Genomic DNA, 24,672 nt, shown 5'->3' with positions numbered 1-24,672 from the left:
GTCAGCCCGCCGCGGTCCTCAGCTGCTCGTCGCACCACCGCCGGGCCGCCTCGGTGACCTGGTCGAGCGCGCCCGGCTCCTCGAACAGGTGGGTGGCGCCGGGCACCACGTGGAGGGTGTGCGGGGCGTGCAGCCGCCCGGCCGCCTCCTCGTTGAGGCGCAGCACGTGCTGGTCCCGGCCGCCCACGATCAGCAGCACCGGGGCCCGTACGGCGTCCAGGGCGTCGCCCGCCAGGTCGGGCCGTCCGCCGCGCGAGACGACCGCCCGCACCCGGTCGGGGCGGCGGGCGGCGGCGACCAGGGCCGCGCCCGCGCCGGTGCTGGCGCCGAACAGGACGACGGGCAGGCCGTGCGTGCCGGGCCACCGCGCCAGCCAGTCGATCGCGGCGACCAGCCGGCGGCCGAGCAGCGGGATGTCGAAGCGGAGTTCGGCTGTCAGGGCGTCCTGGCGTTCCTCCTCCTCGGTGAGCAGGTCGATCAGCAGGGTGCCGAGGCCGGCGGTGCGCAGGCCGGCGGCGACCTCGCGGTTGCGGGGACTGTGCCGGGAGCTGCCGCTGCCGTGGGCGAACAGCACGACCGCGCGGGCGTCCGGCGGCACGTCCAGATCGCCGGTGAGGGCGGCGCCGCCGGCGGGCACGGTGACCGTCTGGGAGATCATCGGGAACCTCCTCTCCCCTCCTCTGCCCCGGGTTCCGTGGTACCCCCGCTGCGGCGGACGTCCCATGGCGCGATCTGTGGGGTGCGTGTCGTTGACGCCATGATCCGGGGCGGTGGAGCGTGGAGGGGTGACAGAGCGCCGTATCGTCTTCGTGGTCTTCGACGGCTTCCAGCCGCTCGACCTCACCGGCCCGCACGAGGTGTTCCACAGCGCGGGCGGCTACGCCTGCGAGGTCGTGGCGCCCCGGCCCGGGCCGGTCGGTGCGGGCAGCGGGCTGCTCGTGCACGCCGCGCACGGCGTGGCGGACCTCGACCCGGCCGGTACGGACACCCTCGTGGTGGTCGGCGGCGAGGGCGTCGACCGGGCCCGGCAGGACGAGGCGCTGGTCTCCTGGATCGCCGCCGCGGCGGCCGGTGCCCGGCGCGTCGCCTCGGTGTGCAGCGGGGTGTTCCTGCTGGCGGCGGCGGGCCTGCTGGACGGACGGCGGGTCACCACGCACTGGGCCCGTGAGGAGCAGTTGGCCCGGGAGCATCCCGAGGTGCGCGTGGACTGCGACCCGATCTTCGTCCGGGACGGGCGAGTGTGGACGTCGGCCGGGGTGACGGCGGGCATGGATCTGGCGCTCGCCCTGGTGGAGGACGACCTGGGCCGGGAGGTCGCCCACGCGGTGGCCCGCCGGCTCGTGCTCTTCCTGCGCCGTCCGGGCGGCCAGTCGCAGTTCAGCGTGGCGCTGTGGTCGCGGCAGCCGGCGACGGACCCGGTGCGGGCCGCCGTGACCGCGATCCACGCCGATCCGGGCGCCCGGCACGACATCGCCTCGCTCGCCGCGCACGCCGGGCTGAGCCCGCGCCACCTCCAGCGCCGCTTCACCGCCGAACTGGGCGTGCCGCCGGCCGCGTACGTGGAGCGGGTGCGCGTCGAGGCGGCCCGGCGTGCCCTCACCGAGGGGGACGAGCCGGTCGAGGCCGTCGCCCGCCGCCACGGCTTCGCCACGGCCGAGACGCTGCGCCGTACGTTCCACCGCCGGCTCGGTGTCGCCCCGTCGGAGTACCGCGCGAGGTTCCGCTCCGCCACGGCACTCGCCGGGGCGCTCCCCGATCACCACATCGCACAGGAAGGTGAACCCGTATGACGACCTACGGCCTGCTGGTCTTCGAGGAAGCCGAGGAGCTCGACTTCGTGGGGCCCTGGGAGGTGTTCACCGTCTCCGCCATGCTCCGCGACGGCGCCGACCGGGCCGTGCTCGTCGCCGAGCACCCCGGCCCGGTGCGCTGCAACAAGGGCCTGCGGGTCCTGCCCGACCACACCCTGGACGACCATCCGCCGCTGGACGTGCTGCACGTGCCGGGCGGGCGGGGAGCCCGGGAGGCCCAGCTGCACAACCGGGTGGTCACCGACTGGATCGGGAAGACGGCGGAGCAGGCCGCGTGGGTGCACGGGGTGTGCACGGGCACGTTCCTGCTGCATGCCGCGGGGCCCGCCCGCGGGCGCCGGGTGGCCACCCACTGGAGCCAGGAGGACACCCTCCAGGCACGGGGCGATGTGACGGTGGTCCGGGACGTCCGCTATGTCGTGGACGGCAACCTGGTCACCAGCCAGGGCGTCTCGGCCGGCATCGACAGCGCGCTGTGGCTGGTCGGCCGGCTGCACGGCCGGGAGCACGCGCGGGCCGTGCGCCGCTACATCCAGTACGACCCGGCGCCGCCGTATCTGGCGGACGAGCCCGTCTGACGCACATGCCGGTGCCGGGGACTGCATGGGTGGGCGAGCCCCGGGCAGCCGATGTTCATGGGCGGTGACACGGACGACGGCGGACAGGGACGGCAACCGGGCGACTGCGGGCACCGGGCGGTGCCGCACCCGGGCGACATCCGGATCGAGGCGTGGGCGGCGTGCCGGGAGCACTGCCTGGCGGAGGCGGTCCTGGCGATGGTGGAGTGCTTCGCGGACGTGTCCGGGGTACGGCCCACCGCCGTGGACCGGGTGCGGCTGGCCGAGGCCAGCGACGACGACCTGCTCGTCACGCTGCTGGACGAGGTCATCTTCCGGCTGGAGGCGTACGGCGAGGTGCCCGTGGACGTGGAGGCGGACGAGGCCGACGGCGGCCTGGACGTGCGGCTCGCGGTGACCCGCCTCGACGACGTACAGATCACCGGGGCGGTCCCGAGGGCCGTGGCGTGGAACGAGCTGCGGATCGGGCCGGACCCGTACGGCTGGTCGTGCGCGGTGACGGTCGACGCGTGACCCCGCCGGGCCCGGTGCGCCTACGGTGGAGGTGTGGGCGACGGCGTCGTGACGCTGTTCCTGTGCGGTGACGTGATGCTCGGGCGCGGCGTCGACCAGATCCTGGCGCACCCCGGTGATCCGGCACTGCGGGAGGCGTACGTCGAGGACGCGCGGTCCTACGTCCGGCTGGCGGAGGCGGCGCACGGGCCGGTGCCCGCGCCCGTCCCTCCGTCCTGGCCGTGGGGCGAGGCGCTGCGGGTGCTGGACGAGGCCGCCCCGGACGCCCGGATCGTGAACCTGGAGACGTCGGTGACGCGCGGGGGCACGTTCGCCCCGGACAAGGAGGTCCACTACCGGCTGCACCCGGCCGGCCTGACCGCACTGTCCGTGGCCCGGCCCGACGTGACGGTCCTCGCCAACAACCACGTCCTGGACTTCGGCCGCCCGGGCCTGCTGGAGACCCTGGACACGCTGGGCCGGGCGGGGCTGCGGACGGCGGGCGCGGGACGGGACGCCGAACAGGCGTACGCGCCGACGACGGTCCCGCTCCCCGGTGGCCGGCGGCTGCTGGTGTTCGCCCTCGGGGCGCGTTCCAGCGGCATTCCGTCCAGTTGGGCCGCGACGGCGGACCGGCCGGGCGTCGCGTATCTGCCCGACCTCTCGCCCGCCGCGGCCGACACCGTCGTAGGGCACGTCCACCGGGCCGGGCGTGCCGGTGACCTCACCGTCGTGTCGGTGCACTGGGGTTCCAACTGGGGGTATCACGTGCCCCGGGAGCAGGTGCGCTTCGCGCACGCCCTGGTGGACGGCGGCGTCGACCTCGTCCACGGGCACTCCTCGCACCATCCCCGCCCGCTGGAGGTGTACCGGGACCGGCTGATCCTGTACGGCTGCGGCGACTTCATCGACGACTACGAGGGGATACGCGGGTACGAGGAGTACCGCGACGACCTGCGGCTCGCGTTCCTGGTCTCGGTCGAGGCGGACAGCGGACGGCTGGCGGGGCTGCGCATGGTGCCGCTGCGGGCGCGGCGGATGCGGCTGGAGCCGGCGTCCTGGGCGGACCGTGCGTGGCTGCGGGCGACGCTGGACCGGATCAGCCGCGGGGTGGGTGTGACGCTGGAGGCCGACGGTTCCCTGGCGCTGGTGTAGCAGGGCTGGAGGCCGACGGTTCCCTGGCGCTGGTGTAGCAGGGCTGGAGGCCGACGGTTCGACGGCGCTGGTGTGAGCGGCGCCGGGGCCGCGGGTCAGCTCGCCCAGGCCACCAGGCGCTCCCGGTTCCCGGGCTCCCGCAACCGGGCGAGGGACTCCTTCTCCAGCTGGCGCACCCGCTCCCGGGTCAGCCCCACCCGCTTGGCGACCTCTTCCCGGGAGCGGGTGTGGCCGTCGTGGAGGCCGTAGCGCAGGGTGAGGATCATGGCCTCGCGGGGCGCGAGCGTGCCGACGGCCTCGCGCAGCTCCTCGGCGAGTGCCTGGTACTCGGCGACTTCGGGGGCCTGGAGCACCTCGGTGTCGGGGATGAGGTCGCCGACCACGGTCTGGCCGGTCTCGTCCACGGGCGTGTCCAGGCTGACGGCCTGCCTGCCGACGCGGCGCAGCCAGCCGATCCGGTCCACGGCGAGGCCGCTCTCCCGGGCCACCTCCTCGACGCTCGGCTCCCGGTCCAGGTCGAGCCGCAGCCGCCGCTCGACCTTGGCGACCTTCTGGAGCTGCTCGACGACGTGCATCGGCAGCCGTACGGTGCGGGCGTGCGCGGCCAGGCCCCGTTCGATCGCCTGGCGGATCCACCAGGTCGCGTACGTGGAGAACTTGAAGCCCTTGGTGTGGTCGAACTTCTCCACGGCCCGGATCAGGCCCAGGTTGCCCTCCTGGATCACGTCCAGCAGGGGCAGGCCGCGGTGGGCGTGCCGTTTGGCCATCGACACCACGAGCCGGAGGTTGGCCCGGACCATGTGGTCCTTGGCTTCCTGCCCGTCGCGGGCGGCCTCCTCCAGTTCCCCGCGCCGCTCGGGTGCGAGGTCGCTCTCACCGGCGTCGGCCCGGTCCAGTTCCGCCAGCGCCCGCTCGCCGGTCCGCATCCGCCGGGTGAGCCGTACCTCGTCCTCCGCGGTGAGCAGCGGCGTCGCCGCGATCTGCGCGAGGTACTGGCCGAGGAGGTCCGGTTCCTCGTCGGGTTCGGGGATGCGGCTGCGCAGCCGTGCGGTGCGAGCGGGGGCGCGGCGGTCCTCTCGGGTGTCCGTGGCGGGGTCTTCTGCCAGGGGAGACATCCTCGTGTTCCTCCGTCTCCTGCCTCGGTCGGGCTCGCTCCGGTTCCGGCTCCGGTTTCTCGCTCCGGAAAAATCTCCGGGTACCCGGGACGATCTGTCCCGAACCGCATGTCCGGGTCCCATGGGGGTACCCCGGGGCACATGACCGGCATCGAACTGCGCAGCGACGCGTTCAACGACCACTCCTTCATCGCGCGCCGGTACGCGTACGAGGGACCGAACGTCTCTCCGCCGCTGACCTGGAGCGGCGTACCGGACGACGCGGCCGAACTGGTCCTGCTCTGCGAGGATCCCGACGCCCCGTCGGGCACCTTCGCGCACTGGGTGGTGGTGGGCATCGACCCGCACAGCGACGGCGTCGAGGCCGGGCACTGCCCACCGGGCGGCACGGAACTCGTCAACGGCTACGGGCAGCCGGGCTGGGGCGGCCCCCATCCCCCGCCGGGTGACGACGCCCACCACTACTTCTTCCGGCTCTACGCCCTGTCCGAACCGTGCGTGCTGCCCGACGCGCCGCGCGCGGACCAGGTGCACGAGGAGGTGGAGAAACGCCGGATCGCCGACGGGACGCTGGTGGGGCTCTACCAGCGCTGAGGCCCTGAGCGGCGCCGCCGTGTCCTCGTGACACAACGGTTGGTTGTGGCACGGGTGAGGGGCGGTTGTTTGCCCGGCCGGCCCGGTCCTCGCTTGGATGGCTCCCGGTCAACACCGTGTTGTCCGCGGGAGCTGGGAGTGTGCGCCGGGTATGGCGGGCAGGCGGTCGCTGGGGCGGCGGTTCGGGTGGCTGTGGGGCGCGTACGCGGTCAGCACGGCCGGTACGTGGCTGGCGTTCGACGCGTTCGCCCTGATCGCGGTCCTGGTGCTGGACGCCGGGCCGACGCAGGTGTCGCTGCTGGCGGCGGTGGGGCCGGCCGTCGGCGCGGTGGTGTCGGTGCCGCTCGGGCCGTGGGTGGAGGTCCGCCGTAAACGGCCGGTGATGATCGCGACGGACCTGGTCCGGTGCGCGGTCCTGCTGAGCGTCCCCGTGGCGTTCGTCCTGGGGCGGCTGAGCTTCGGTCAGCTGCTGCTGGTGTCGGTGGTGGTCGCGGCGGCCGACATCACCTTCAACGCGGCGGCCGGGGCGTTCCTGAAGGAGCTGGTGCCGCGGCGGGACCTGCTGGTCGCGAACGGGCGGTTCGAGGCGACGATGTGGACCGCCAGCATGGCCGGCCCGCCGCTGGGCGGGGCCGCGATCGGGCTGTTCGGTCCGGTGACGACCGTGGTGGCCGACGCGGTGAGCTATCTGCTCTCGGCGGCCGGGCTCCGGGCGATCGGGGGCGGCGAGAAGGAGCCCGCCCGGCCGGAACCCGCCGTGCCCCGGCCCCGGGCGGGCGATCTGCTCGACGGCTGGCGGTACATCCTGGCCGATCCGGCGCTGCGCCCGCTGTTCCTCAACACGGTCCTGGTCAACGCCCTGATCATGGCGGCCTCGCCGCCGCTGCTCGTCCTGATGGTCGACGACCTGCGGTTCGCGCCCTGGCAGTACGCCCTGGCCTTCGCGGTGCCCTGCACGGGCGGCCTGCTCGGCTCACGGCTGGCGCCACGGCTCGTCACGCGGTTCGGGCGGCACCGGGTGCTGCTCACGTCCGGGGTGCTGCGGGCGTGCTGGTCGCTCGGACTGGCCTTCGTCGGCCCCGGCGCGGCCGGGCTGGTGCTGGTGATGGTGGTCGAGTTCGGGCTGATCGCCTGCTGTGGCGTGTTCAACCCGGTGTTCGCCACGTACCGCCTCGAGCGGACCCCCGCCGACCGGGTCACCCGCACGCTGGCCGCCTGGTCGGCGACCGGCAAGGCCGTCACCGCGGCCGTGACCGCCCTGTGGGGCCTGCTGGCCGCCTGGACCGGCCCCCGTACGGCGCTGGCCCTCGCCGGTGCCCTGCTGCTCGCCACCCCGCTGCTGCTCCCCCGCCGGGACCACGCGCCGGACACCGACGCGGAGCCGGCTCCCCTGGCGCTGAAGCCGGACGGCGGCTGAACGGCCGTTCAGCCGCCGCGCGGTGCGGGAGGGACGCCGGCTCAGACGGCCCCGGGCACGTCCTCCGTGACCCCGTTCAGCGGGGAGGACGGGTCGGCGCCGTACGGGCGGGTGATGATCTCCATGCCGTGGCCCGCCGGGTCGAGGAAGTAGACCCCCCGGCCGCCGTCGTTGCGGTTGATCCGGCGCGGGTGGTTGCCGTGCGGATCGGCCTGGAGGGGGATCCGGGCCTTGATGAGGCGGGCGAGGGCCTCGTCGAACTCGTCCTCGGAGACGAGGAACGCGTAGTGCTGCATGGGGATGTCGGCGTCGATGGTGAGGAAGTCCAGCGTGACGCCGTTGGCGGTCGTCACCGGCAGGAAAACGCCGACCGGCGCCCCGACCTCGAGCCCCAGGATCTCGGCGAGGAAGTGAGCGGACTTCTCCCGGTCACGGGACAGGACGATGGTGTGATTGAACTCGACTGACACGGTTGAATGCCTCCACGGGCATCTCCGCGGCACCTCCATGCCTCACCCTGCCGGTGACCGACACGCGATACCGCGCCGTGGATCGTAGACAGAGGCGGTCGGGGCCGTCGAGCGGTTTTCGGCCGTATCGAGGGCTCTGGCGCGGAAGTCCCCCGTCCCTGCCGCCCCAGGCGATCCTGACAGTTGTCAGGGACCGTGTCGCCCCAGGTCTCCCTACAGTGCTGAGCGTCGGACACACCGTCAGGGGGAACACGACATGTCCACTCGCATCTTCGCCAGGGCCGCGCTCGTCGGTGCCGGGGCGCTCGCGCTGCTCGGCCCGCTCACCGCCGGTACCGCGACCGCGGCCGCCGCCGGCGAGCAGGGCGGCGCCCGCGTCCTGGCCGCGCCGTACGCGGTCGTGCCGTACGAGAACGTCAACGTCCGCAGGGGGCCGGGCACCGGCTACGGCATCATCACCACCGCCCCGGCGGGCCAGCCGCTCGGCGCCTACTGCTGGACCCGCGGCGAGCGCATCACCGACAACGGCTACTCCAACGACGTCTGGGTGAAGCTCCTGGAGGGCTACGTCAGCGCCGTGTACCTCAAGGGCGACGAGTACGGCGACCTGCCCGCCTCGGCGCGCTGCTGACCCGGACCATGACCACCTCCGACCCCACCATCCGCACTTTCGTCCTACGGGGGACAGACACATGAAGCGACTGATCAGCCGCACCGCCCTGGGCCTCGCCGTGACCGCGCTCGCCGTCGGCGGCCTCGCCACCACGGCCCAGGCCGCCCCGGCCGTCGCGAACGGCGGCGACCCGACCCTCACCGACGTCTACATCTGGGCCACCGACGTCAACCTGCGTCAGGAGCCGACCACCAACTCGCCGCGTCTGGCGGTCCGTTCGCAGTGGTGGGCGGACGCCATCTGCCAGAAGCAGGGCCAGACCGTGCACGACCCGGCCGTCGGCACCAACAACTGGTGGACCGCCGTCATGGAGCTCTCGGGCAGCGACGTCGCCTGGGTGAACAACCTGTACATCCGGGGCGGCGAGAAGATCGCCGGCGTTCCGGACTGCTGACGTACGCCACAGGGGGCGGACCGGAGCACCGGTCCGCCCCCTGTGGCATGTGTGCGGCTCAGTACCAGCCGGTTGCGGTCAGGTCGTGGCCGTCGCAGGAGAGCACGGCGCGCGAGACGCGGCCGTGGAGGTTGTTGCCCATCTGCGTGTAGGCGTAGTTGATGCCCGGGTCGACGGTCTCGGAGACCCATCCGTCGACCCGCCCCACGCCGTCGTTGGAACGCTGCAGTACGGCGGCGCAGTTGGTCCGGGAGTTCTCGATCCGGGCGAACGAGCCGCACTTGTCGGAGTAGAAGTACTTCAGGGCCATGCCCTCGGCGTACTTGGTGGGACCGACCTGCCGGAACGTGCCCGAGCAGTAGGAAGTGGTGGGGTACTGCCCCTCGTTCCCGTAGGCCCCGTAGTTGCCGCCCGAGTACGGCGCGGCCTGGGCGGAGGTCGGGAGGAGCGCCATCACCGCGGCGGCTCCCCCGGCGGCCAGCAGTGTCCTGAGCGATCGGCGGCTCATGAGCCCTCTTTCGTGTGTCGGCGGGTGTTTCCGTGGTGACCGTACGGGCCGTCACCAGGCCCCCGACACCTGACACTTATCAGGGTGGGCACCCTGACATCCGTCAGGACCACCCGCACCGCCCGGGCTCCTACAGTGGCGGCACGGGGCAGCGGCCCCGCCGGACCACCGGGTGACCAGGAAGGCCAACCATGCGCATGCTCCTGCGCGGCGCCGCCGCGCTCGCGACCGTCCTCACGGTCGCGTCGCTGCCGGGCGGCGCGGCGGCGGCCCCCCGGCCCGAGGCGACCGCCCACGCGGCCCGGGCCGCCCAGGTCCCGGACGGCGTCACCGCCGGCGTCGCCGTCTTCGACCGCCGGACCGGCACCTTCACCGAACAGATCGACGCGAGCGCGCAGTTCCGGTCCGCCTCGGTCGTGAAGCTGCTGCTGACGCTGGACTTCCTGTGGAACCGCGGGCCCGGCTACACCGTTCCCGCGGCCGACCGGGCCCTGCTGGAGCCGATGCTGCGCAGCAGTGACGACGACGCCGCGGACCACTACTGGTCGACGTACGGCGGTTCGGCGATCATCGACCGGATGTCGGCCCGGCTCGGCCTGCGCGACACCGCGCCGCCGCCCGCCGGATACCCGGGCTTCTGGGGCTACACCGCCCTCTCCGCCCGGGACACGGTGACGATCTACCGGTACGTCCTGGAGAAGGCGCCCGCGCCCGTCCGCGACTTCGTCATGGACAACCTGCGCCGCTCCACCCGCTGCTCCTCCACCGACCACTTCGACCAGCACTTCGGCATCGCGGGGGCCTTCGACCGCCCATGGGCGGTGAAGCAGGGCTGGTCCGGGAAGTACGGGAAGGGAACCTGCGGCCCGCAGGGAGCAGCCGCCTCGGCGGCACCGGCCGGGACGGCCACCCGTGCCGCCGCGGGCGTGGACCTCACCCGGCCCGCGCTGCACACCACCGGCACGGTGGGCGCCGACGACCGGACGATCGTGGCCGTGCTCACGCTGCACCCGGTGGGCACGTCGTACGGGAAGGCGTACACCGACCTCGAACGGCTGACCCGCTCCCTGAACGTGCCGGGCGCGGTGCGGCCCGCCGGGACGTGGTTCGGCACCTGGGGCGAGTCCGTGAACGTCCGCAAGGGCCCGACCACCGGCGACGACCGGATCACGCAGCTGCCGGCCGGGGTCGAGGTGCTGGTGGGCTGCCAGATCCGCGGCCAGGTGGTCAACGTGCCGCCCTACACCAACGAGTGGTGGGCCTATCTGCCCCAGTACGGCGGCTACATCTCCAACATCTACATCAGCTCGCCGGACAACCGGCTGCCGAACGTCCCGGAGTGCGGCTCGCCGCAGCCGTGACGGGAACGGGGGACGAGCGGGGGGCGGGGCCGAGGCTCCGCCCCCCGCTCGCGTTCGCGTGCCTCAGCGCTGGTACTCGGCGAGATAGCGCAGCACCTTGTCGACGTGCGGCCGCACCCGTGCCGGGACGCCGCCCTCCTCGATGACCGTGCGGTCGCTGGTGCGGTAGCCGGCCGCGACCAGTGCGGGCAGGTCCTTCTTCGGCAGCCCGGCCTCCTTGAAGCGCTGGTCGAGCCAGCACACGTACCCGCTCATGGTGGCGATCGCGTCCGGCGGTGACATGTGGTCCTTGTCGCCGTCGCCGTCCCCGTCGACCGCCCAGGCGCGGAACACCGACGGCGTCCACATGGCGATGCCGTACTCGTCGCTCTCCGTGCGGGCGGCGTTCGCGTCGAAGCCGCTCTCGGCCTTGAGCAGCGCGGCGAGCAGGGCGGGCGTGATCTCCTCGTCGGTGCAGCGGTGGGCGGCGCGGGTGATGACGGGCCGCAGCGCCTCGGGCACGTCGGAGTCCTCCGGGATCTCGCCGGGGGCCGGGCTGCGCGCGCCGGTGACGGCGGCGGGGGCGTCCCGGTCGCGGTCGTCGTCCCCGGCGTCGCCGCCCTGGCCGAGCAGGGCCGCCCCGGCGAGCGCGGCGGCCGTCAGGACGGCGAGCCCGGCCGCGGCGGCCGGCACCAGGCGCCGCCGGCCGCGGCGCGCACCGCCGGTCAGGGCCTCGACCCGGGCGGCGACACCGGCCGCCGTGTGCGGGAGCCGCGTGGCGTGGTCGGGTGCCAGGCAGTCGGCGATCAGCCGCCTCAGGTCGTCGTCGAGGCCGGCGTCGAGCCGCAGGGGTGCGGTGCCGCGGGCGTAGGCCTGGGCGGCCAGCGAGCGGGCCCGGGCCGTCGCGCCCGGGAAGGGGTGGAGGCCGCCGGTGAGGACCTGGTGGGCGAGGACGCCGAAGGCCCAGATGTCGGCCGTGGGGCGGACGACGGCGCCCTCGGTGCCGGTGCGCTGGGACCACCACTCGGGCGGCAGGTGGTCGAGGGTGCCGAGCGGCGGCAGATGGGCGTGGGTGCCGTCGAGTTCGGCGGCCAGCCCGAAGTCCGCGAGCCACACCTGCCCGTCCGGGCCCAGCAGGACGTTGGCGGGCTTGAGGTCGCCGTGCACCCAGCCGGCGGCGTGCATATGGGCGAGTCCGGCGGCGACTCCGCGCAGGACGCGATCGGCGCCGTCGATCGACCGGCCGGTCCCGGCGGCGTCCAGTACGTCCTTCAGGCTGGCCTCGGCCCGGTCCATCACCAGCGCGATCGCCCCGTCCAGGGCGGGCAGCTCCGGCGCCTCGACGGTGCACACGGCGTGGGTGCGCACGAGGTTCGGGTGGTCGGCCTCCGCGCTGAACCGGACCTCGCGGGCCACGAGTTCGCCGAGCGCGGCGCGCTGGCCGGGGCCCAGGGCACCGGTCGGGAGCACCTTGACCGCCGCGGGCGTGCCGTCGGCGACCATACGGGCCTCGTACACGGTGCCCCAGCCGCCGGAGCCGATGACCTCGCCCACCTCCCAGTCCTCGATCCGGAAGCCTTCCGGGAGACGGGGCGGCCGGGGTGCCTCCAGGTCGTCGTCCTGGTCGTCGTCCCGGGCGTCGGGCGTGGTCGTCATGCTCCGGCCTCCTGCGCGGTGAGGCGGCCGGCGCCGCGGGGCGGCAGCAGGCCGAGGTGCTCCTCGCGCACCAGGCCGAAGCGCAGGGCGACGGAGGCGAGCCGGGCGCGCTTGGCGCCGGTGCGGCCGCCGTCGGTCCCGGTCGCGGTCTCCTCGCCGAGGTCCAGGCGGAGTTTGGCGAAGGCCAGGTAGTCGATGTGGTAGTTGACCGCGGAGCGGGTCAGGTCCCGGCAGGACTCCAGCGGGCGCAGCCGCTCCACGATCTGCCCGACGCCGGGCAGCGCCGAGTCGGAGGGGTCGCGCAGCCGCGGTTCGCACAGGGCCACCAGGACGAGGAAGTACTTCGACGTGGGGTCCAGGGCGAAGGGATGGACGGTCTGTTCGCCGCCGCCGGGCGCGGACTGCTCGCCGAGGTAGGCGTGCTGGGGTGCGAACACCTTGAAGGTGGCGGTGCCGGACAGGGCGGGGAGCACCACGCGGGAGAACTCGAAGGGCACGGGCGCGCCGAGCCGCCCGGGGGCGACGGTGAGGTACTCGCCGGCCCCCTCCAGGTTCTCCACCACGTACGACACGCTGCGGCTGAAGTTGGACAGCCGCCAGTAGTCCCCGGCCGCTTCCAGTTGCCCGGCCCGGCGGGAGATGCCGGGGTCGGTCAGGACGATGCGCACCCCTGTCCCGCCGCGACCGAAGTCCGCGATGTCCCCCGGCCCCAGGTGGATCAGTTCGGGACTGCCCGGCTCGTCCGCGCCCCACTGCGCCGGACCGGGCAACTGCACGATGATGGTTTCCACGCGGACTCCCCCGCTGATGACGCCCCCGATTTGGTCGCCAGGATTGTACGGTCGGATTCCGCTTGCCGCGGAGCCGGCGGGGCCCGGATCAGCGGCCGTTTTCCGGACGCCGTGCGACGAACACGAACTCCCGGCCCGGCCGGTCGGGCGCGTCGCGCACGTCCTCGACCGTGTAGCCCTGGGCGGTGAGTTCCGCCTCGACCTCCGGCCGCTCACGGAAGCGCAGCGTCGAGTCCGACGTCAGCACCTGGCCGTCTGCGGCGAACACGTAGGTCCACCGGAACGTCACCAGCGGCCCGCTCACGTCGAGCAGTTCGACCCAGGACTCGACGGCGCCGGCGCCGGGGACGTCCGTCACGGTGTACGTGGCGTCGCGGTTCCACTCCTCCCAGGCGCGGCGGGCCGGGATCCGGGTCTCGAACACCAGGCGCCCGCCGGGCCGCAGCGCCGCACGCGCCCCGCGCAGGGTGCGCCGCCAGTCCTCGGCGCCGACGATCGCCTGGGCGGCGTTGCCCGTCATCGTCGCGAGGTCGGCGGCGAGCGGCGGGAGGGTGGTCGCGTCGCCGTGGATCCACCGCACCCGCTCGCCGCCCGGCTTGCCACGCGCCACGTCCAGGGACGCCCGGGCGGGGTCGACGCCGACGACCTGGACACCGCGTGCGGCGAGCAGCAGCGCGAACACGCCTGTTCCGCAGCCGATGTCGAGCACCTGACGCGCCCCGAACTCCTCCGCCATGCGCAGATACGGGTCGAGGTCGCCGCGGTCGGGGTCGAGCGGGTCGTAGACCGCGGCGAGCCGCGGATGCCGGAAGCACTCGTCAGCCATGCACCCGACGGTACGAAGGGCGGCCCCGTGCGGCCACCGGATTCCGGGTCAGCCGAGGCAGATGACGAGCAGGCAGAGTTCCTTGGACTGCGGGTCGGAGGGAGACGCGGCGGGCGGAGTGGTGCTCGGCGCGGGCGGGGGTGTCGTGGGGGACTCGGGCTGCTGCGCGTCCGACTGGGTCTCACTGGCCGGCGGTGTCGTCGGCTCGGTGACCTTCGAGGCGGACGAACCGGCGTTGCCGGTGACCGTGTCGACGGTGCTCGGGGCAGTGGTTCGCCGCTTCGGGGTCGTCAGCGGCAGCTCGCGCGGCGTGGTGGCCGCCTCCGTCCGCGTGTCCGCCGGCGTGGTGCGGGGGTCCGCCGCCCGGGGCTGCTGGTGGCGCGAGGCGCGGCCGGCGTGCGGCGGGGTGGTGGGCGAGGAGCGCGGGGTGTCGTACTGCTTCGACGTCGGCTCCGTGTGGGCCGGGGCCTCTCCCTCGGCGCCGCCCATGGTCGTGTCCTCCGGCACGGTGGCCGCCCGCACGCCGGGCGACGCGTTGCCGTCCATCGAGGCGACGGTCAGCCCGCCGCCGACGAGCGCGACGGCGGTCGCCACCACGGCCCGGCGCTGGTTCTTCTTCCAGCGGGCCATCTGACGGCGCCGGGCCGCCCGCCCCTGGGGCCGGGCCTCGTAGCCCTCGGGGGTGTCGGTGTCCGGGGAGCCGGGCCCGTCGGACGAGCCGGTGTCCTGGCCCTGCGTGCCGGTGCCGGGCTCGTCCCACACGGTCCCGTCGTGCCACGTACCGGTGGCGGCCGGGTACTCCCAAGCGGCCGGGGCGGTCGCGGGGGCCGGGCCGGTACGGCCGTCGTCGGCGGAGGGGTCGATGTCCGGGGCGTAGGCGCCGCACCCCGGGCAGACCAAGGCGCCGTTGAGGTGCCGACGGCACGAGGAGCAGTAGTCCATGTGTGGTCTTCCCGATCTGGCTGTGCCGGCGGCTTGCCGGCCGCGGCCTGGTCACGTTCGCACGTGGGATCGAGCCGTAACGCTAACGAGACTTTGGAAGGGTGGTGTGCAGTCTGTGTGACACCCCTGCACAGATCCTCTGGATCTCACGTGAGCCATATGTGACTCGTGAGTAAAAGCGGCGGGGTCCGGGCAAGCTCGTCCGCCGCCCCGGGACGGACGGGCGGCGCCCGCGCCCGGCACCGGTTCTCGTCGCCAACTCGCCTGATTCTCCCGGGAATCGACGCACAACCCTTTGGACGCGCCGCGGGTCACACCATGCAGGAGCAACCACCTCGAAGAGTTGCAAGGGGGAAATATGAGATTCGCCCGTTCTGCCCTGGCCGCGTCCGCCGTGGCGGCGCTGTCGGTGGGGACCATGACCGCTGTGGCGTCGCCGGCCTCCGCCGCGCCCAACACGACTCCGCAGAAGGTCTGCGGAAGCGCCTACAAGACGGTCAACTCCGCGGCCGTCGGCTCGCTGGGGACCGTCTACCTGACCTACAACGCCTCCAACGGCCAGAACTGCGTCGCGACCATCCGCAACAACCCGGGCACGGCCGTGAACATGTCCGCCTGGATCTACGTCCCGGACACCGAGGAGAGCGACTACGACGAGGGCGTCTTCACGTCGTACGCCGGACCGACGTACGTCTACGGCAAGGGCCACTGCGTGGACTGGGGCGGCAGCATCGCCAACACCTACGTCCAGGTGTACGGCTCCAACTGCGGCGCCCTGAAGGAACACCGGGTCACCTTCACCCGCTGACCCCCTCCAGCCGGGCCACCACACTCCTCCGCCGCGCGGCGGGGGATGTGGTGGCCCGGTCTCCGTTGTCCGGGGCGCTCGGCGGGCGCCGGGCCTCGGTTACCTGTTGATCCTGGGCTGGTACGGCCGGGCCCTCCCTCGCACGACCTGACGGTGCTCGCCCAGGGCCACGTCGGCTCCGCACCGGACGCCCGGCATCGCGCCCACGCCGGGTTCGCCCGCCGCCACGACCTCTCACCTCCCTGCGCGAACGAACTTCCCTATGTTTCCCATCGAATTACTAGGAATATCTTGACGCCGTCCAGCAGGGTTGCGCAGGATGAAGGACATGGCCCGTACGCAGCAGCGACTCGTTCGTCGTCGGCATGTCGACTTCTGTCGCGTCGTCAGCGCCGCCTGCTGCCGCGCGTAAGGCACGCCGCGCCCGCGTTCGCCCGTGCCGCCCCGCTCCTCCTTTCCCCCAGCAGGACAGCCCCGACAACCCCCCACCCTGCCCCCGACCTCGAGGAGCCCCCGCCATGGGCGTTGCCACCGCGCCGTCCGGCCCCGCCGCGGAACCCGACCGGACCGGGCCCGGCCGTACGCACTGGCTGCGCGTGGCCCGCGAGGCGGCGGAGGACCTGGCCACGGACGCGGTGGCCAGGGAGCAGGCGGGCAAGGCCCCGTTCGACGAGGTGTCCCGGCTGCGCGAGGCGGGGCTGCTGACGCTCCTCATACCGGCGGCACACGGGGGAGGCGGCGCGGACTGGCCCACGGCCTACGCCGTCGTACGGGAGATCGGCGCGGCCGACGGCGCGATCGGGCAACTGCTCGGCTGTCACTACGTCACGTCGTGGAGCGCCCGGTTCTTCGCCGAGCCGGCTCGCGCCGCGCGGGTCGAGCAGCGGTCCGCGGCGGAGCAGTGGTGCTGGGGTGCCGGTCTCGCCCCCAAGGAACCGCCTCTGACGCTCGCCGGAACCGCTGACGGCCAGGTGCTCGACGGCCGGCAGAGCTACGCCACCGGCGTCCTGGTCGCCGACCGCCTCGCCGTGCGGGCCGTGCGGGCCGACACCGGCGAACCGCTCGCCGTCGTCGTCGATCCCGCCCGTCCCGGTGTGCGGATCGACGGCGACGCCGACCCGTTCGGCCAGCGGCTCGCGGCGGGCGGAAGCGTGGAGTTCGACGCGGTACCGGTCGCGGCCGACGACGTACTCGGGCCTCTGCCGGCGGACGAGGACACGCTGTCTCCCCTGGCCGCCCTGGCCTCTCCGGTCGGGCGTCTCGTCTCCGTCCAGCTCCTTCTCGGCATGGCCGAGGGGGTGCTCGCCGAAGCCCGGGAGTACAGCAGGGCGGGTCAGGCGCCCGGGCATCCCGCCCGGCCGGCCGGCACGCCCCACGACCCCCAGGTGCTGGCCGCCTACGGAGAACTCACCGTCCTCACCCGCTCCGCGTCCGCGCTCACCGACCAGGCGCTGCACGCCGTGCACGGCGGCCTGACCCGCGGCGAGGACCTCACGTACGACGAGTACGCGGACATCTCCGTCCTCGTGGCCATGGCCGAGGCCGCCGCCTCCAGGGCCGCGCAGGAGTGCACCACCCGTGCGCTCGACATCGTCGGCACCCGCTGCACCTCCGCGCGGCTGGGCTTCGACCGCTTCTGGCGCAATGCCCGGACCCACACCCTGTACGAGCCCGTCGCCCACCGGCTCCGCGACGTCGGCGACCACTTCCTCAACGGCGCCCACCCTCCGTTCGCCCTGCCCGCCTGAACCGGCCGCCCCGCACGCCCGGCCACGCGATAATGCACGCATGCGGATCTCAGCCAGGGCGGACTACGCGGTACGGGCCGCGCTGGAGCTCGCCGCGTCACGGGACGACCTGCCACTGAAGGCCGAGGCCATCGCCGACGCCCAGGACATCCCTCACAAGTTCCTGGAAAGCATCCTGAACGACATGCGCCGGGGCGGTCTCATTCTCAGCCAGCGCGGCGGCAACGGCGGCTACCGGCTGGCCGGGCCCGCGGAGTCCATCAGCATCGCCGACGTCATCCGCGTCGTGGACGGACCGCTGGTCTCCGTGCGCGGGGTCCGCCCGCCGGACCTGTCCTACACCGGCCCCGCCCAGTCGCTGCTCCCCCTGTGGATCGCACTGCGGTCCAACGTGCGCGAGATCCTGGAGGGCGTGTCGCTCGCCGACGTCGCGTCGGCCCGACTGCCCCCCGACGTCTCCGCGCTGACCGACGCCCCGGGAGCCTGGACCAACCCCTGACACCCGGGACCCCAGCGCGCCGAGTCCGGCGCGCGGGGCATGCGGGCTTCGGCCTTCGACCCGGGCACCATCGACTCCATGCCCAGGACGGAGAAGAACGACAGGACGGCGCCGCTGCATCCGCGCATCGCAGGTCGAGGGTCGGACGGCGGACCCGTGGACCGGTGTGCGGGTCAGGCCCAGGCCGTCACCGGCACGAAGGAACTGTCCTGGCGGAACAGGTCCGTTCCGTTCGAGCGTTCCACGCGGAGCTGGTAGGCGTAGTGGCGCAGGTAGTGCCCGGGGTAGTTGTACGACTCGAAGCGGACGGAGCCCGACGCCGTACCGGCCCGGAGGACGAACGTGGCGTCCTTGGCGAACGTGCTCGTGCCGTCGTTCGCGTCGAAACGGGCCCGGAAGTCCCAGTGGCGCAGGTAGTTGCCGGCCGCGTCGCGGAAGGAGTAGCCGCTGCCGTCGGCCAGCCCGGCGACGACCGTGAAGGTGGCGGCCTGCTTCTCGGCGGTGGTGCTGGAGCCGCTGACGACGGGCAGGTTGAGGAGCGCGGACTGCTGCTGCCAGTAGCGGGTGGAGTAGTTGGCCGAGCGGAAGGACCGCGTGACGTTCTTCGCCAGGCTCGGGCCGCCCGCGACCGTCTCCTTGACCACCGTGAAGTGCCGTGCCGTGCCGGAGATCCCGGGCAGCGCGGCCGGTGCCGACCAGGTGGCGAAGGTGTCGTGGCTGTCGCTGTAGTAGTAGTTCCCGTCGCCGTAGCCGTCGAAGAAGATCCGCCAGCCGCCGTTGTCGAGCCGCACCAGGGCCGGGCCCTCGCGGTAGCTGCCCCAGCCCGCCCAGTCGCCCGTCCTGCGGATCGTGTACGGGCCGGCGAGGTTCGAGGCGGTGGCGTACTCGATGTACTTCGTCGTCTCGTTCTTCGGGAAGGCGTGGTACGTCGAGCCGATCTTCACGATGAACGTGTCGATGTGGTTGGCCCCGATGCCGGAGAGCGCCACCGGTGAACTCCACGCCGTGAGCGCCGAGTTCGTGGCCCGCAGCAGATACGGCGTGAAGATCCACTCGTCGTTCGTGGTGGAGCAGGACACGATGATGTTCACGCTGCCGTCGCTGTCGACGAACCACTCGGGCGCCCAGGCGCGGGACAGGTTCGCCACGGGGACGGTGTAGTCGTAGAGGAACGTCCAGTTGACGCGGTCGGAGCTGCGGGCGAAGCCGATGGTCCGGCTGGTGTCCTGCCAGGTGCGGGTGGTGTAGGTGACGTAGTAGTAGCCGTCGGTGTGCCGGATGACGCTCGCGTCGCGGATGCGGCCCGCGGGCGGGGTGTACGCGGAGGCGCGCAGCAGGCGGAAGTCGGTGGCGTCGTCCGACTGGTAGACGTTGACCGTGCCGTCGTTGCTGTTGAGGAACGGGACGATCGTGTAGCGGGTGGCGGAGCCGTTCGGGGGCGCGGCGGCCAGCGCGCTGCCGAGCAGTCCCGGCGCTTCACCCAGCAGCAGCGCCGAGGCCGGCAGGGCGGCGAGGGCGCGCAGCAGCGAACGGCGGGACGGGGCGGCGGGGTGTGGGGTCACGGGCGGCTCTCCCTTGAGCACCGGGATTCGAAATACCGAACAAGGTTCGGCAACTCGATCAGAACTAGGCGCTCAGAAAGTAAGGGCGAGGCGGAGGGCCGTCAATGGTTTGAACAGGAGCGGATGAGCCAAGTGAGGAGATGTGGCCTGTGGGTGAATTTCCACTCCAGCCGTCGGCGTTCCCCCACCGGCCACCGGACGTTACCGTTCGGTAGAGAAGCTGCTTCCGGAGGTGTCCGTATGACGCTGGACCGTGCCGCAGGCCTGGTGGAGACCGCTCGCGCGCTGGCCGCCGGGGACGTAACGTCCCGGGCGCTGGTCGAGCGGACGCTGGCGCGGATCGAGGCGGCGCAGGGCACTGTCAACGCCTTCCGGATCGTCCGGGCGGAGGCGGCACTCGCCGAGGCCGACGCGGCGGACCGGGAGCTGAACACAGGCAGTCGCAAGCCGCTGCTCGGCGTGCCCGTGGCCGTGAAGGACGACATGGACGTGGCCGGGGAGCCGACCGCCTTCGGCTGCTGCGGGGAGTTCCCGCCGGTCGCCGAGGACGGCGAGGCGGTGCGGCGGCTGCGCGCGGCCGGGGCCGTGATCGTCGGCAAGACCAACACCTGCGAGTTCGGGCAGTGGCCCTTCACCGAGGGGCCCGCCTTCGGCGCGACCCGCAACCCGTGGAGCACGGACCACACGCCCGGTGGGTCCTCGGGCGGTTCGGCCGCCGCGGTCGCCGCCGGTCTGGTGCCCGCCGCGCTCGGCTCGGACGGTGCCGGGTCGGTGCGGATCCCGGCCGCGTGGACCCATCTGGTCGGCATCAAGCCGCAGCGCGGCCGGATCTCCACCTGGCCGCGCGGCGAGTCCTTCCAGGGCATCACCGTCAACGGCACCCTCGCCCGCACGGTCGCCGACGCGGCCCTGCTGCTGGACGCGGCGAGCGGCAACCACGCGCAGGACCCGCACCAACCCCCCGCCGTCGACGTGTCGGCGGCCGTCGGCCGCGACCCCGGGCGGCTGCGCATCGCGCTCTCCCTCAAGCCGCCGTTCACCGCCGTGCCCGCCCGCCTCCTGCCGGAGGTCCGCGTCCGGGTCGTCGAACTCGCCGAGCGGCTCGCCGCGTTGGGGCACACGGTCGAGGAGGCGGACCCGCCGTACGGGCAGATCGGGCTGACGTTCGTGCCGCGCGCCACGGCCGGGATCGCCGAGCGGGTGGGCGAGGCGCCCTTCCCGGCGCTGCTCGACCGGCGTACCCGGGAGGCGGCCCGGCTGGGCCGGCTGCTCGCCGGGGCCCCGCTGCGGGCGGCCCGGCGGGCGGAGGCCGTGCTGCACCGCCGTATCGGCGCGTTCTTCACCTCGTACGACGTCGTTCTCGCGCCCACGACCGCCGCTCCCCCGCCCCGCATCGGCGCCCTGCTCGAACTCAGCGGCTTCGCCACCGACCGGGCGATGATCGCGGCCTGCCCGTACGCCTGGCCGTGGAACGTGCTGGGCTGGCCGGGGATCAACGTGCCCGCCGGTTTCACGCCGGACGGCCTGCCCGTGGGAGCCCAGCTGCTCGGCCCGGCGAACAGCGAGCCGCTCCTGGTGCAGGTGGCCGCGCAACTGGAGGCGGAGCTGCGCTGGGCCGAGAAGTGGCCGGCGCCCCCGGTCACGGCACGTTCCGCTGCCGCCTGAGCGACCGTACGCTGTCCCCATGGCGGACGCGTCGATGGTCGGGCTCATGGGGCGGGTCACCGGAACGGTGGGGCCCGGGCTGGTCGGCGAGGTGATCGTCCGCGTGCGCGGCGGCGCCGAGCACTTCCTCGCCCACCCCGCCTCCGCGGCGGACCGCATCGAGCCGGGCACGGTCGTGATGGTGGTCGAGTACCTGCCCCCGAGAACCGTCTACGTCACGGCGGCGTACGACAGTTGAGACCGCTGCGACGCAGGTGAGAGCTGTACGCGTCAAGGTTTGGGCAAGGATGCGCGGGTGTCTGTACCCGGGCCCCGCGCAGGAGCACACTCCCCTTCGTTCGGTGCCGAGAGGGCACCATGCAGAGGGGGCGAATGCCGATGGTCGTCGGCGTCGTGGCGGGGGCGGCGGTTGCCGCCGTCCTCGTTCTGATCGGTCTGTTCAAGCTGATGTGGCGGGTCGCCGAACCCAACGAGGCACTGATCATCTCCGGTTCCAAGCACCGCACCGAGGGCCTGGAGGAGGGCATGGGATTCCGCATCGTCACCGGGCGCGGCACCCTCGTGATGCCCGGTGTGCAGGCGGTGCGCAGGCTCTCGCTCGATCTGAACGAGACGGAACTCCAAGTCGACTGCGTGACCCACCAGGGCATCCCGCTGAAGGTGCGGGGCGTGGTCATCTTCAAGGTGGGCGACGACTTCGTGTCGATCGCGAACGCCGCCCGCCGGTTCCTCGACCAGCAGAAGCTGATGTCGGAGCGGGTGCACAACGTCTTCGCCGGTCATCTGCGGTCCATCGTGGGCGGGTTGACGGTCGAGGACATGATCCGGGACCGGGAGAAGCTCACCGGGCAGACGCGTGCCGCGTGCGGCACGGAGATGGAGAAGCTGGGCCTGATCGTGGACTCGCTCCAGATCCACGAGATCGAGGACCCGACCGGGTACATCCAGAACCTGGCGATGCCGCACGCGGCGGCCGTGCAGCGGGACGCGCGGATCGCCCAGGCGGAGGCGAACCGGCTGGCCACCGAGGCGGAGCAGCAGTCGTTCGCGCGGATGGCGGAGGCCACCCGGGACAGCGAGATCCTCCAGGCCGGCTAGGGCCTGTCGTTTGGATCACGCCGCAGACGCGGGGTCTGGCACGCGCATCTGCCGCGTTGTCGTCGGTCCCCGACGCTCCGCGTCGACTCCCTCCTCCGCCTTGCAGCTGCACGCTCCCCCAAGCTCTCGGCTGCGCTCGAGCAGGGAGGTACCCCCATGACCCCGCTCACCGGCACTGAACAGCACCGTCACTTCCCTGCGACCTGATCCAAACGACAGGCCCTACCAGGCCGAGCGCGACAAGGCGGCCGCCAAGGCCCGGCAGGCCGGACCGCTCGCCGAGGCCGGCGCCCGGCAGGAGGTCGTCGTCCAGGAGACGCGGGTGGCGGAGCTGGAGGCACACCGGCGCGAGCAGCAGCTCCAGGCGGACGTCCGCAAACCCGCCGACGCGGCGGCCTACGAGACGCGCACGCTGGCCGAGGCCGAGCGCGACGCGCGGATCTCGGCGGCCGAGGCCCGGGCGAAGGAGACGGAACTCGCCGCCGCGGCCGAGGCGACCCGGGTCAAGACGGCCGCGGGCGCCGAGGCCGAGGCGACGAAGGCGCGGGGTGCCGCGGCCGCGCAGGCGACCCGGGCGACCGGTGAGGCCGATGCGGCTGCCGCGCAGGCCAGGGGCCTGGCCGAGGCCGAGGCGGCCAAGGCCAAGGGCCTCGCGGAGGCAGAGGCCATCAAGGCCCGCGCCGCCGCCCTCGCCGAGAACCAGGAGGCCGTCGTCGCCCAGCAACTCGCCGAGAACTGGCCGGAGATCGTGCAGGCCGGCGCGTCCGCCTTCGGCAACGTCGACAACATGGTGGTGCTGAACGGCGCCGACGGCATGGCGGACCTGTTCGCCAAGGCCCTCACCATGGGCGGCACGGGGCTCGGCCTGGCCCGTCAGCTGCTCGCGTCGATGGACCGGAACGGGCAGGAGCCGACGGAGGCCTCGCCGCTCAACGGGCTGGCCCAGAAGGTGCCGATGGACGACAAGTGACCCTGCGGACACGCACCCGGGGGCAGCCCTTAGGGTGCCCCCGTGACCGCGTTTACCGACGAGAACGTCCCCGGCCGCCACGGCCCGTCCGCCACCGTCCAGGCCGACCCGCGCGAGGTGGGCCGGGTGCGCACGGAGTACTCGCCCGCGCACGACGGCGACCCCGACCCCGGCGAGATCGTCTGGACGTGGGTCCCCTTCGAGGAGAACGACGGCCGGGGCAAGGACCGCCCGGTGCTCGTGGTCGCCCGCGAGGCCGGCGGCACGTTCCTCGCCGTGCAGCTGTCCAGCAAGCGGCACGACGGCGACCGGGAGTGGGTGCCGATCGGCAGCGGTCCCTGGGACCGGTCCGGCCGGGACTCCTGGGTCGACATCGACCGGGTCCTGCGCCTGCACGAGGACGGCATGCGCCGGGAGGCCTGCGCGCTGGACCGCATGCGGTTCAACCTGGTCAGGCACCGGCTGCGGGAGCGCTACGGCTGGACCTGAAAGGTCTTCTCGAAGGCGGCCCGCACCACCTGGCCGGGCGTGCGGTCCAGCACCCCGAACACCACGTGCTCGAAGGTCTCCGAGAACCGTCCGCCGGACCCCAGCAGTCCCCGGAACGCCCCCGCCACCTGGGCCGGGTCGTTGCGGAACACCCCGCATCCCCAGGCGCCCAGCACCAGCCTGCGGTAGCCGTGGGCCGCTGCCGTCTCCAGGACGCGTTCGGCCCGGACGGCGAGGGCCCTCGGCAGCTCGGCCGCCCGCTCGGGGGCCGTACGGAGCACCACGCCCGCGTTGGGCGCGGCCGAGGTGAGGAAGCCGGCGGTGTGCGGCCTGTCCAGCAGGGCGCCCCGGTCGTCGCGGAAGACGGGCACGGCGGGTGAGTGGATGACACGGTCCGTGTAGAACGGGTCGCGGTGGGCGCGGTGGTGGTCGTAAAAGGCGCGGGCCTCCAGCAGGCAGGTGTAGAGCGCCGAGGCCCGGCACAGGGCCTCCTCCCGGGCCTGGGCGCCGTTCAGGTAGCCGCCGCCGGGATTGCGGGCCGAGGCGAAGTTCAGGACCGCCACGTCGCCGCCGAGCCTTCGCGCGGCCTCCAGGCTGCTCTCGCCCGTGACCTCGACCAGCGTCCCTGTCACCCGGACGGAGGGCACCGGCACCGGTTCCGGTCCGTACACGCGCGTGCCCTCCCGCGCGGCCCGGAGCGCCGCCGCGATCGACACCTCGCGCCCGTCCGGAGCCCGGTAGGCCCCCGCCGCCACGATCTGCTCGGTCTGCCGGGCGACCTCGCGCAGGCGCGCGCTCACGGCGCGACCCCCGTACGCGCCGCGACCGCGTGCCGCGCGGTCCTGCTTGTCGTGCTCACGCAGGCATCGTGGGTGATGCCGGAACCCCGGCGCAACGGAGTTTTCGTGGCCGGAGAACACCGGGGAAAGCGCCGGGAAACGCCCGGATGGACCGGATGACCGACCCGGAACGCCCCGGTTCGCACCCTTGTGCCGAGCGACAGGAGGGGCTTGGGTGGGATGAGTGATCCCGGTTCGGGCCGTCGGAGAGCCCGGACCGGTGGCATGGTGG

The 24,672-nt window shown here is 73.5% G+C and carries 25 protein-coding genes and 2 pseudogenes; 17 read left to right on the top strand and 10 right to left on the bottom strand.

All coding sequences use genetic code 11. The annotated features are described in order from the left end of the window. Position 1 precedes the first annotated feature (1 nt). Positions 2 to 658 (bottom strand): dienelactone hydrolase family protein, encoded by a 657-nt coding sequence (locus tag IE255_RS14800; RefSeq protein WP_190050689.1) that lies wholly within the window; start codon positions 656 to 658, stop codon positions 2 to 4. 127 nt (positions 659 to 785) lie between these two features. Between IE255_RS14800 and IE255_RS14795 the strand changes: the two genes are divergently transcribed. From IE255_RS14795 to IE255_RS14780, 4 genes are read left to right on the top strand one after another with little or no spacing between them, the layout of a single operon-like run. Further along, positions 786 to 1,790: a GlxA family transcriptional regulator gene (locus IE255_RS14795; protein WP_190050688.1), complete on the top strand. Its 1,005-nt coding sequence runs from the start codon at positions 786 to 788 to the stop codon at positions 1,788 to 1,790. Next, the gene (locus tag IE255_RS14790) at positions 1,787 to 2,389 is read left to right on the top strand and encodes a DJ-1/PfpI family protein (RefSeq protein ID WP_190050687.1); all 603 of its coding nucleotides are present in this window, start codon (positions 1,787 to 1,789) and stop codon (positions 2,387 to 2,389) included. Before IE255_RS14795 ends, IE255_RS14790 begins: the two co-directional genes overlap by 4 nt. Before the next feature lie 57 nt (positions 2,390 to 2,446). Beyond that, complete coding sequence (locus IE255_RS14785; protein ID WP_190050686.1) at positions 2,447 to 2,902, top strand: archease; 456 nt, start codon at positions 2,447 to 2,449, stop codon at positions 2,900 to 2,902. A gap of 33 nt (positions 2,903 to 2,935) precedes the next feature. Continuing rightward, positions 2,936 to 4,036, top strand: a complete 1,101-nt coding sequence (locus IE255_RS14780) for a CapA family protein (RefSeq protein WP_190050685.1) — start codon at positions 2,936 to 2,938, stop codon at positions 4,034 to 4,036. A 95-nt stretch (positions 4,037 to 4,131) separates the two neighbouring features. Here the strand turns inward: IE255_RS14780 and IE255_RS14775 are convergent, their stop codons facing one another. Then, the gene (locus IE255_RS14775; RefSeq protein ID WP_190050684.1) at positions 4,132 to 5,151 is read right to left on the bottom strand and encodes a sigma-70 family RNA polymerase sigma factor; all 1,020 of its coding nucleotides are present in this window, start codon (positions 5,149 to 5,151) and stop codon (positions 4,132 to 4,134) included. Between the two features lie 141 nt (positions 5,152 to 5,292). On the opposite strand from IE255_RS14775, the gene IE255_RS14770 reads away from it, so the two are divergent. Continuing rightward, positions 5,293 to 5,745, top strand: a complete 453-nt coding sequence (locus tag IE255_RS14770; RefSeq protein ID WP_190050683.1) for a YbhB/YbcL family Raf kinase inhibitor-like protein — start codon at positions 5,293 to 5,295, stop codon at positions 5,743 to 5,745. A gap of 151 nt (positions 5,746 to 5,896) precedes the next feature. Beyond that, a complete protein-coding gene (locus IE255_RS14765; protein ID WP_190050682.1) occupies positions 5,897 to 7,162 on the top strand; it encodes an MFS transporter in 1,266 nt (421 codons plus the stop codon). A 41-nt stretch (positions 7,163 to 7,203) separates the two neighbouring features. On the opposite strand, the gene IE255_RS14760 is transcribed toward IE255_RS14765, so the two are convergent. Beyond that, complete coding sequence (locus tag IE255_RS14760) at positions 7,204 to 7,632, bottom strand: VOC family protein (protein WP_190050681.1); 429 nt, start codon at positions 7,630 to 7,632, stop codon at positions 7,204 to 7,206. A 256-nt stretch (positions 7,633 to 7,888) separates the two neighbouring features. Between IE255_RS14760 and IE255_RS14755 the strand changes: the two genes are divergently transcribed. Further along, complete coding sequence (locus tag IE255_RS14755) at positions 7,889 to 8,263, top strand: SH3 domain-containing protein (protein WP_190050680.1); 375 nt, start codon at positions 7,889 to 7,891, stop codon at positions 8,261 to 8,263. 61 nt (positions 8,264 to 8,324) lie between these two features. After that, on the top strand, positions 8,325 to 8,699 hold the full coding sequence (locus IE255_RS14750) for a peptidase M23 (RefSeq protein WP_190050679.1): 375 nt from the start codon (positions 8,325 to 8,327) through the stop codon (positions 8,697 to 8,699). Positions 8,700 to 8,757: 58 nt separating this feature from the next. Here IE255_RS14750 and IE255_RS14745 read toward each other — a convergent pair whose 3' ends face one another. Beyond that, entirely contained in the window at positions 8,758 to 9,207 is a 450-nt protein-coding gene (locus IE255_RS14745) for a hypothetical protein (RefSeq protein WP_190050678.1), read from the bottom strand. A 191-nt stretch (positions 9,208 to 9,398) separates the two neighbouring features. On the opposite strand from IE255_RS14745, the gene IE255_RS14740 reads away from it, so the two are divergent. Beyond that, the gene (locus IE255_RS14740; RefSeq protein WP_190050677.1) at positions 9,399 to 10,568 is read left to right on the top strand and encodes a hypothetical protein; all 1,170 of its coding nucleotides are present in this window, start codon (positions 9,399 to 9,401) and stop codon (positions 10,566 to 10,568) included. A gap of 63 nt (positions 10,569 to 10,631) precedes the next feature. Here the strand turns inward: IE255_RS14740 and IE255_RS14735 are convergent, their stop codons facing one another. The 4 genes from IE255_RS14735 to IE255_RS14720 form a co-directional block, all read right to left on the bottom strand. Next, on the bottom strand, positions 10,632 to 12,203 hold the full coding sequence (locus tag IE255_RS14735; protein WP_190050676.1) for a serine/threonine-protein kinase: 1,572 nt from the start codon (positions 12,201 to 12,203) through the stop codon (positions 10,632 to 10,634). After that, positions 12,200 to 12,994, bottom strand: coding sequence for an FHA domain-containing protein (locus tag IE255_RS14730; RefSeq protein ID WP_190050675.1), 795 nt, complete (start codon positions 12,992 to 12,994; stop codon positions 12,200 to 12,202). Before IE255_RS14730 ends, IE255_RS14735 begins: the two co-directional genes overlap by 4 nt. 88 nt (positions 12,995 to 13,082) lie before the next feature. After that, positions 13,083 to 13,820 (bottom strand): class I SAM-dependent methyltransferase, encoded by a 738-nt coding sequence (locus IE255_RS14725; protein WP_190050674.1) that lies wholly within the window; start codon positions 13,818 to 13,820, stop codon positions 13,083 to 13,085. Positions 13,821 to 13,868: 48 nt separating this feature from the next. Further along, on the bottom strand, positions 13,869 to 14,762 hold the full coding sequence (locus IE255_RS14720; protein ID WP_190050673.1) for an SCO2400 family protein: 894 nt from the start codon (positions 14,760 to 14,762) through the stop codon (positions 13,869 to 13,871). A gap of 358 nt (positions 14,763 to 15,120) precedes the next feature. On the opposite strand from IE255_RS14720, the gene IE255_RS14715 reads away from it, so the two are divergent. The 3 genes from IE255_RS14715 to IE255_RS14705 all read left to right on the top strand — a co-directional run bounded on the left by IE255_RS14715 (position 15,121) and on the right by IE255_RS14705 (position 17,817). Then, positions 15,121 to 15,570: a spore-associated protein gene (locus tag IE255_RS14715; RefSeq protein ID WP_190050672.1), complete on the top strand. Its 450-nt coding sequence runs from the start codon at positions 15,121 to 15,123 to the stop codon at positions 15,568 to 15,570. A gap of 518 nt (positions 15,571 to 16,088) precedes the next feature. After that, positions 16,089 to 17,318 (top strand): acyl-CoA dehydrogenase family protein, encoded by a 1,230-nt coding sequence (locus IE255_RS14710; protein ID WP_190050671.1) that lies wholly within the window; start codon positions 16,089 to 16,091, stop codon positions 17,316 to 17,318. 40 nt (positions 17,319 to 17,358) lie between these two features. Further along, positions 17,359 to 17,817 carry an RrF2 family transcriptional regulator gene (locus IE255_RS14705; protein WP_190050670.1) on the top strand — a complete coding sequence of 153 codons (459 nt, stop codon included), beginning with the start codon at positions 17,359 to 17,361 and terminating at the stop codon, positions 17,815 to 17,817. 173 nt (positions 17,818 to 17,990) lie between these two features. Here the strand turns inward: IE255_RS14705 and IE255_RS14700 are convergent, their stop codons facing one another. Then, positions 17,991 to 19,379 carry a glycoside hydrolase family 43 protein gene (locus IE255_RS14700; protein ID WP_190050669.1) on the bottom strand — a complete coding sequence of 463 codons (1,389 nt, stop codon included), beginning with the start codon at positions 19,377 to 19,379 and terminating at the stop codon, positions 17,991 to 17,993. A 240-nt stretch (positions 19,380 to 19,619) separates the two neighbouring features. Here IE255_RS14700 and IE255_RS14695 point away from each other — a divergent pair, with 240 nt between their 5' ends. The 5 genes and pseudogenes from IE255_RS14695 to IE255_RS14675 all read left to right on the top strand — a co-directional run bounded on the left by IE255_RS14695 (position 19,620) and on the right by IE255_RS14675 (position 23,601). Then, positions 19,620 to 21,044: an amidase gene (locus IE255_RS14695; RefSeq protein ID WP_190050668.1), complete on the top strand. Its 1,425-nt coding sequence runs from the start codon at positions 19,620 to 19,622 to the stop codon at positions 21,042 to 21,044. 19 nt (positions 21,045 to 21,063) lie between these two features. After that, positions 21,064 to 21,282 (top strand): NfeD C-terminal domain-containing protein, encoded by a 219-nt coding sequence (locus IE255_RS14690; RefSeq protein ID WP_190050667.1) that lies wholly within the window; start codon positions 21,064 to 21,066, stop codon positions 21,280 to 21,282. 134 nt (positions 21,283 to 21,416) lie between these two features. Further along, a pseudogene (locus IE255_RS14685) lies at positions 21,417 to 22,139 on the top strand (flotillin family protein); the annotation flags it as partial. 226 nt (positions 22,140 to 22,365) lie between these two features. Beyond that, positions 22,366 to 23,112: pseudogene (locus IE255_RS14680) on the top strand (flotillin domain-containing protein); the annotation flags it as partial. A 42-nt stretch (positions 23,113 to 23,154) separates the two neighbouring features. Next, a complete protein-coding gene (locus IE255_RS14675; RefSeq protein ID WP_190050666.1) occupies positions 23,155 to 23,601 on the top strand; it encodes a type II toxin-antitoxin system PemK/MazF family toxin in 447 nt (148 codons plus the stop codon). Here the strand turns inward: IE255_RS14675 and IE255_RS14670 are convergent. Continuing rightward, positions 23,586 to 24,401, bottom strand: coding sequence for a TIGR02452 family protein (locus IE255_RS14670; protein ID WP_190050665.1), 816 nt, complete (start codon positions 24,399 to 24,401; stop codon positions 23,586 to 23,588). The genes IE255_RS14675 and IE255_RS14670 overlap by 16 nt on opposite strands. Positions 24,402 to 24,672: the final 271 nt, after the last annotated feature.

It is taken from the genome of Streptomyces lomondensis (assembly GCF_014651035.1).
Taxonomy (GTDB): Bacteria; Actinomycetota; Actinomycetes; order Streptomycetales; family Streptomycetaceae; genus Streptomyces; species Streptomyces lomondensis.
The sequence above is the reverse complement of the archived record's forward strand: the minus strand, read 5'-3'. Positions and strand labels throughout refer to the sequence as shown.

Bases quoted from the DNA above. Each gene is read 5' to 3' on its own strand.
- IE255_RS14800 (WP_190050689.1), bottom strand. From the start codon at position 658: ATGATCTCCCAGACGGTCACCGTGCCCGCCGGCGGCGCCGCCCTCACC.
- IE255_RS14790 (WP_190050687.1), top strand. From the start codon at position 1,787: ATGACGACCTACGGCCTGCTGGTCTTCGAGGAAGCCGAGGAGCTCGAC.
- IE255_RS14785 (WP_190050686.1), top strand. From the start codon at position 2,447: ATGGGCGGTGACACGGACGACGGCGGACAGGGACGGCAACCGGGCGAC.
- IE255_RS14775 (WP_190050684.1), bottom strand. From the start codon at position 5,151: ATGTCTCCCCTGGCAGAAGACCCCGCCACGGACACCCGAGAGGACCGC.
- IE255_RS14770 (WP_190050683.1), top strand. From the start codon at position 5,293: ATGACCGGCATCGAACTGCGCAGCGACGCGTTCAACGACCACTCCTTC.
- IE255_RS14765 (WP_190050682.1), top strand. From the start codon at position 5,897: ATGGCGGGCAGGCGGTCGCTGGGGCGGCGGTTCGGGTGGCTGTGGGGC.
- IE255_RS14755 (WP_190050680.1), top strand. From the start codon at position 7,889: ATGTCCACTCGCATCTTCGCCAGGGCCGCGCTCGTCGGTGCCGGGGCG.
- IE255_RS14750 (WP_190050679.1), top strand. From the start codon at position 8,325: ATGAAGCGACTGATCAGCCGCACCGCCCTGGGCCTCGCCGTGACCGCG.
- IE255_RS14745 (WP_190050678.1), bottom strand. From the start codon at position 9,207: ATGAGCCGCCGATCGCTCAGGACACTGCTGGCCGCCGGGGGAGCCGCC.
- IE255_RS14740 (WP_190050677.1), top strand. From the start codon at position 9,399: ATGCGCATGCTCCTGCGCGGCGCCGCCGCGCTCGCGACCGTCCTCACG.
- IE255_RS14735 (WP_190050676.1), bottom strand. From the start codon at position 12,203: ATGACGACCACGCCCGACGCCCGGGACGACGACCAGGACGACGACCTG.
- IE255_RS14725 (WP_190050674.1), bottom strand. From the start codon at position 13,820: ATGGCTGACGAGTGCTTCCGGCATCCGCGGCTCGCCGCGGTCTACGAC.
- IE255_RS14720 (WP_190050673.1), bottom strand. From the start codon at position 14,762: ATGGACTACTGCTCCTCGTGCCGTCGGCACCTCAACGGCGCCTTGGTC.
- IE255_RS14715 (WP_190050672.1), top strand. From the start codon at position 15,121: ATGAGATTCGCCCGTTCTGCCCTGGCCGCGTCCGCCGTGGCGGCGCTG.
- IE255_RS14710 (WP_190050671.1), top strand. From the start codon at position 16,089: ATGGGCGTTGCCACCGCGCCGTCCGGCCCCGCCGCGGAACCCGACCGG.
- IE255_RS14705 (WP_190050670.1), top strand. From the start codon at position 17,359: ATGCGGATCTCAGCCAGGGCGGACTACGCGGTACGGGCCGCGCTGGAG.
- IE255_RS14695 (WP_190050668.1), top strand. From the start codon at position 19,620: ATGACGCTGGACCGTGCCGCAGGCCTGGTGGAGACCGCTCGCGCGCTG.
- IE255_RS14690 (WP_190050667.1), top strand. From the start codon at position 21,064: ATGGCGGACGCGTCGATGGTCGGGCTCATGGGGCGGGTCACCGGAACG.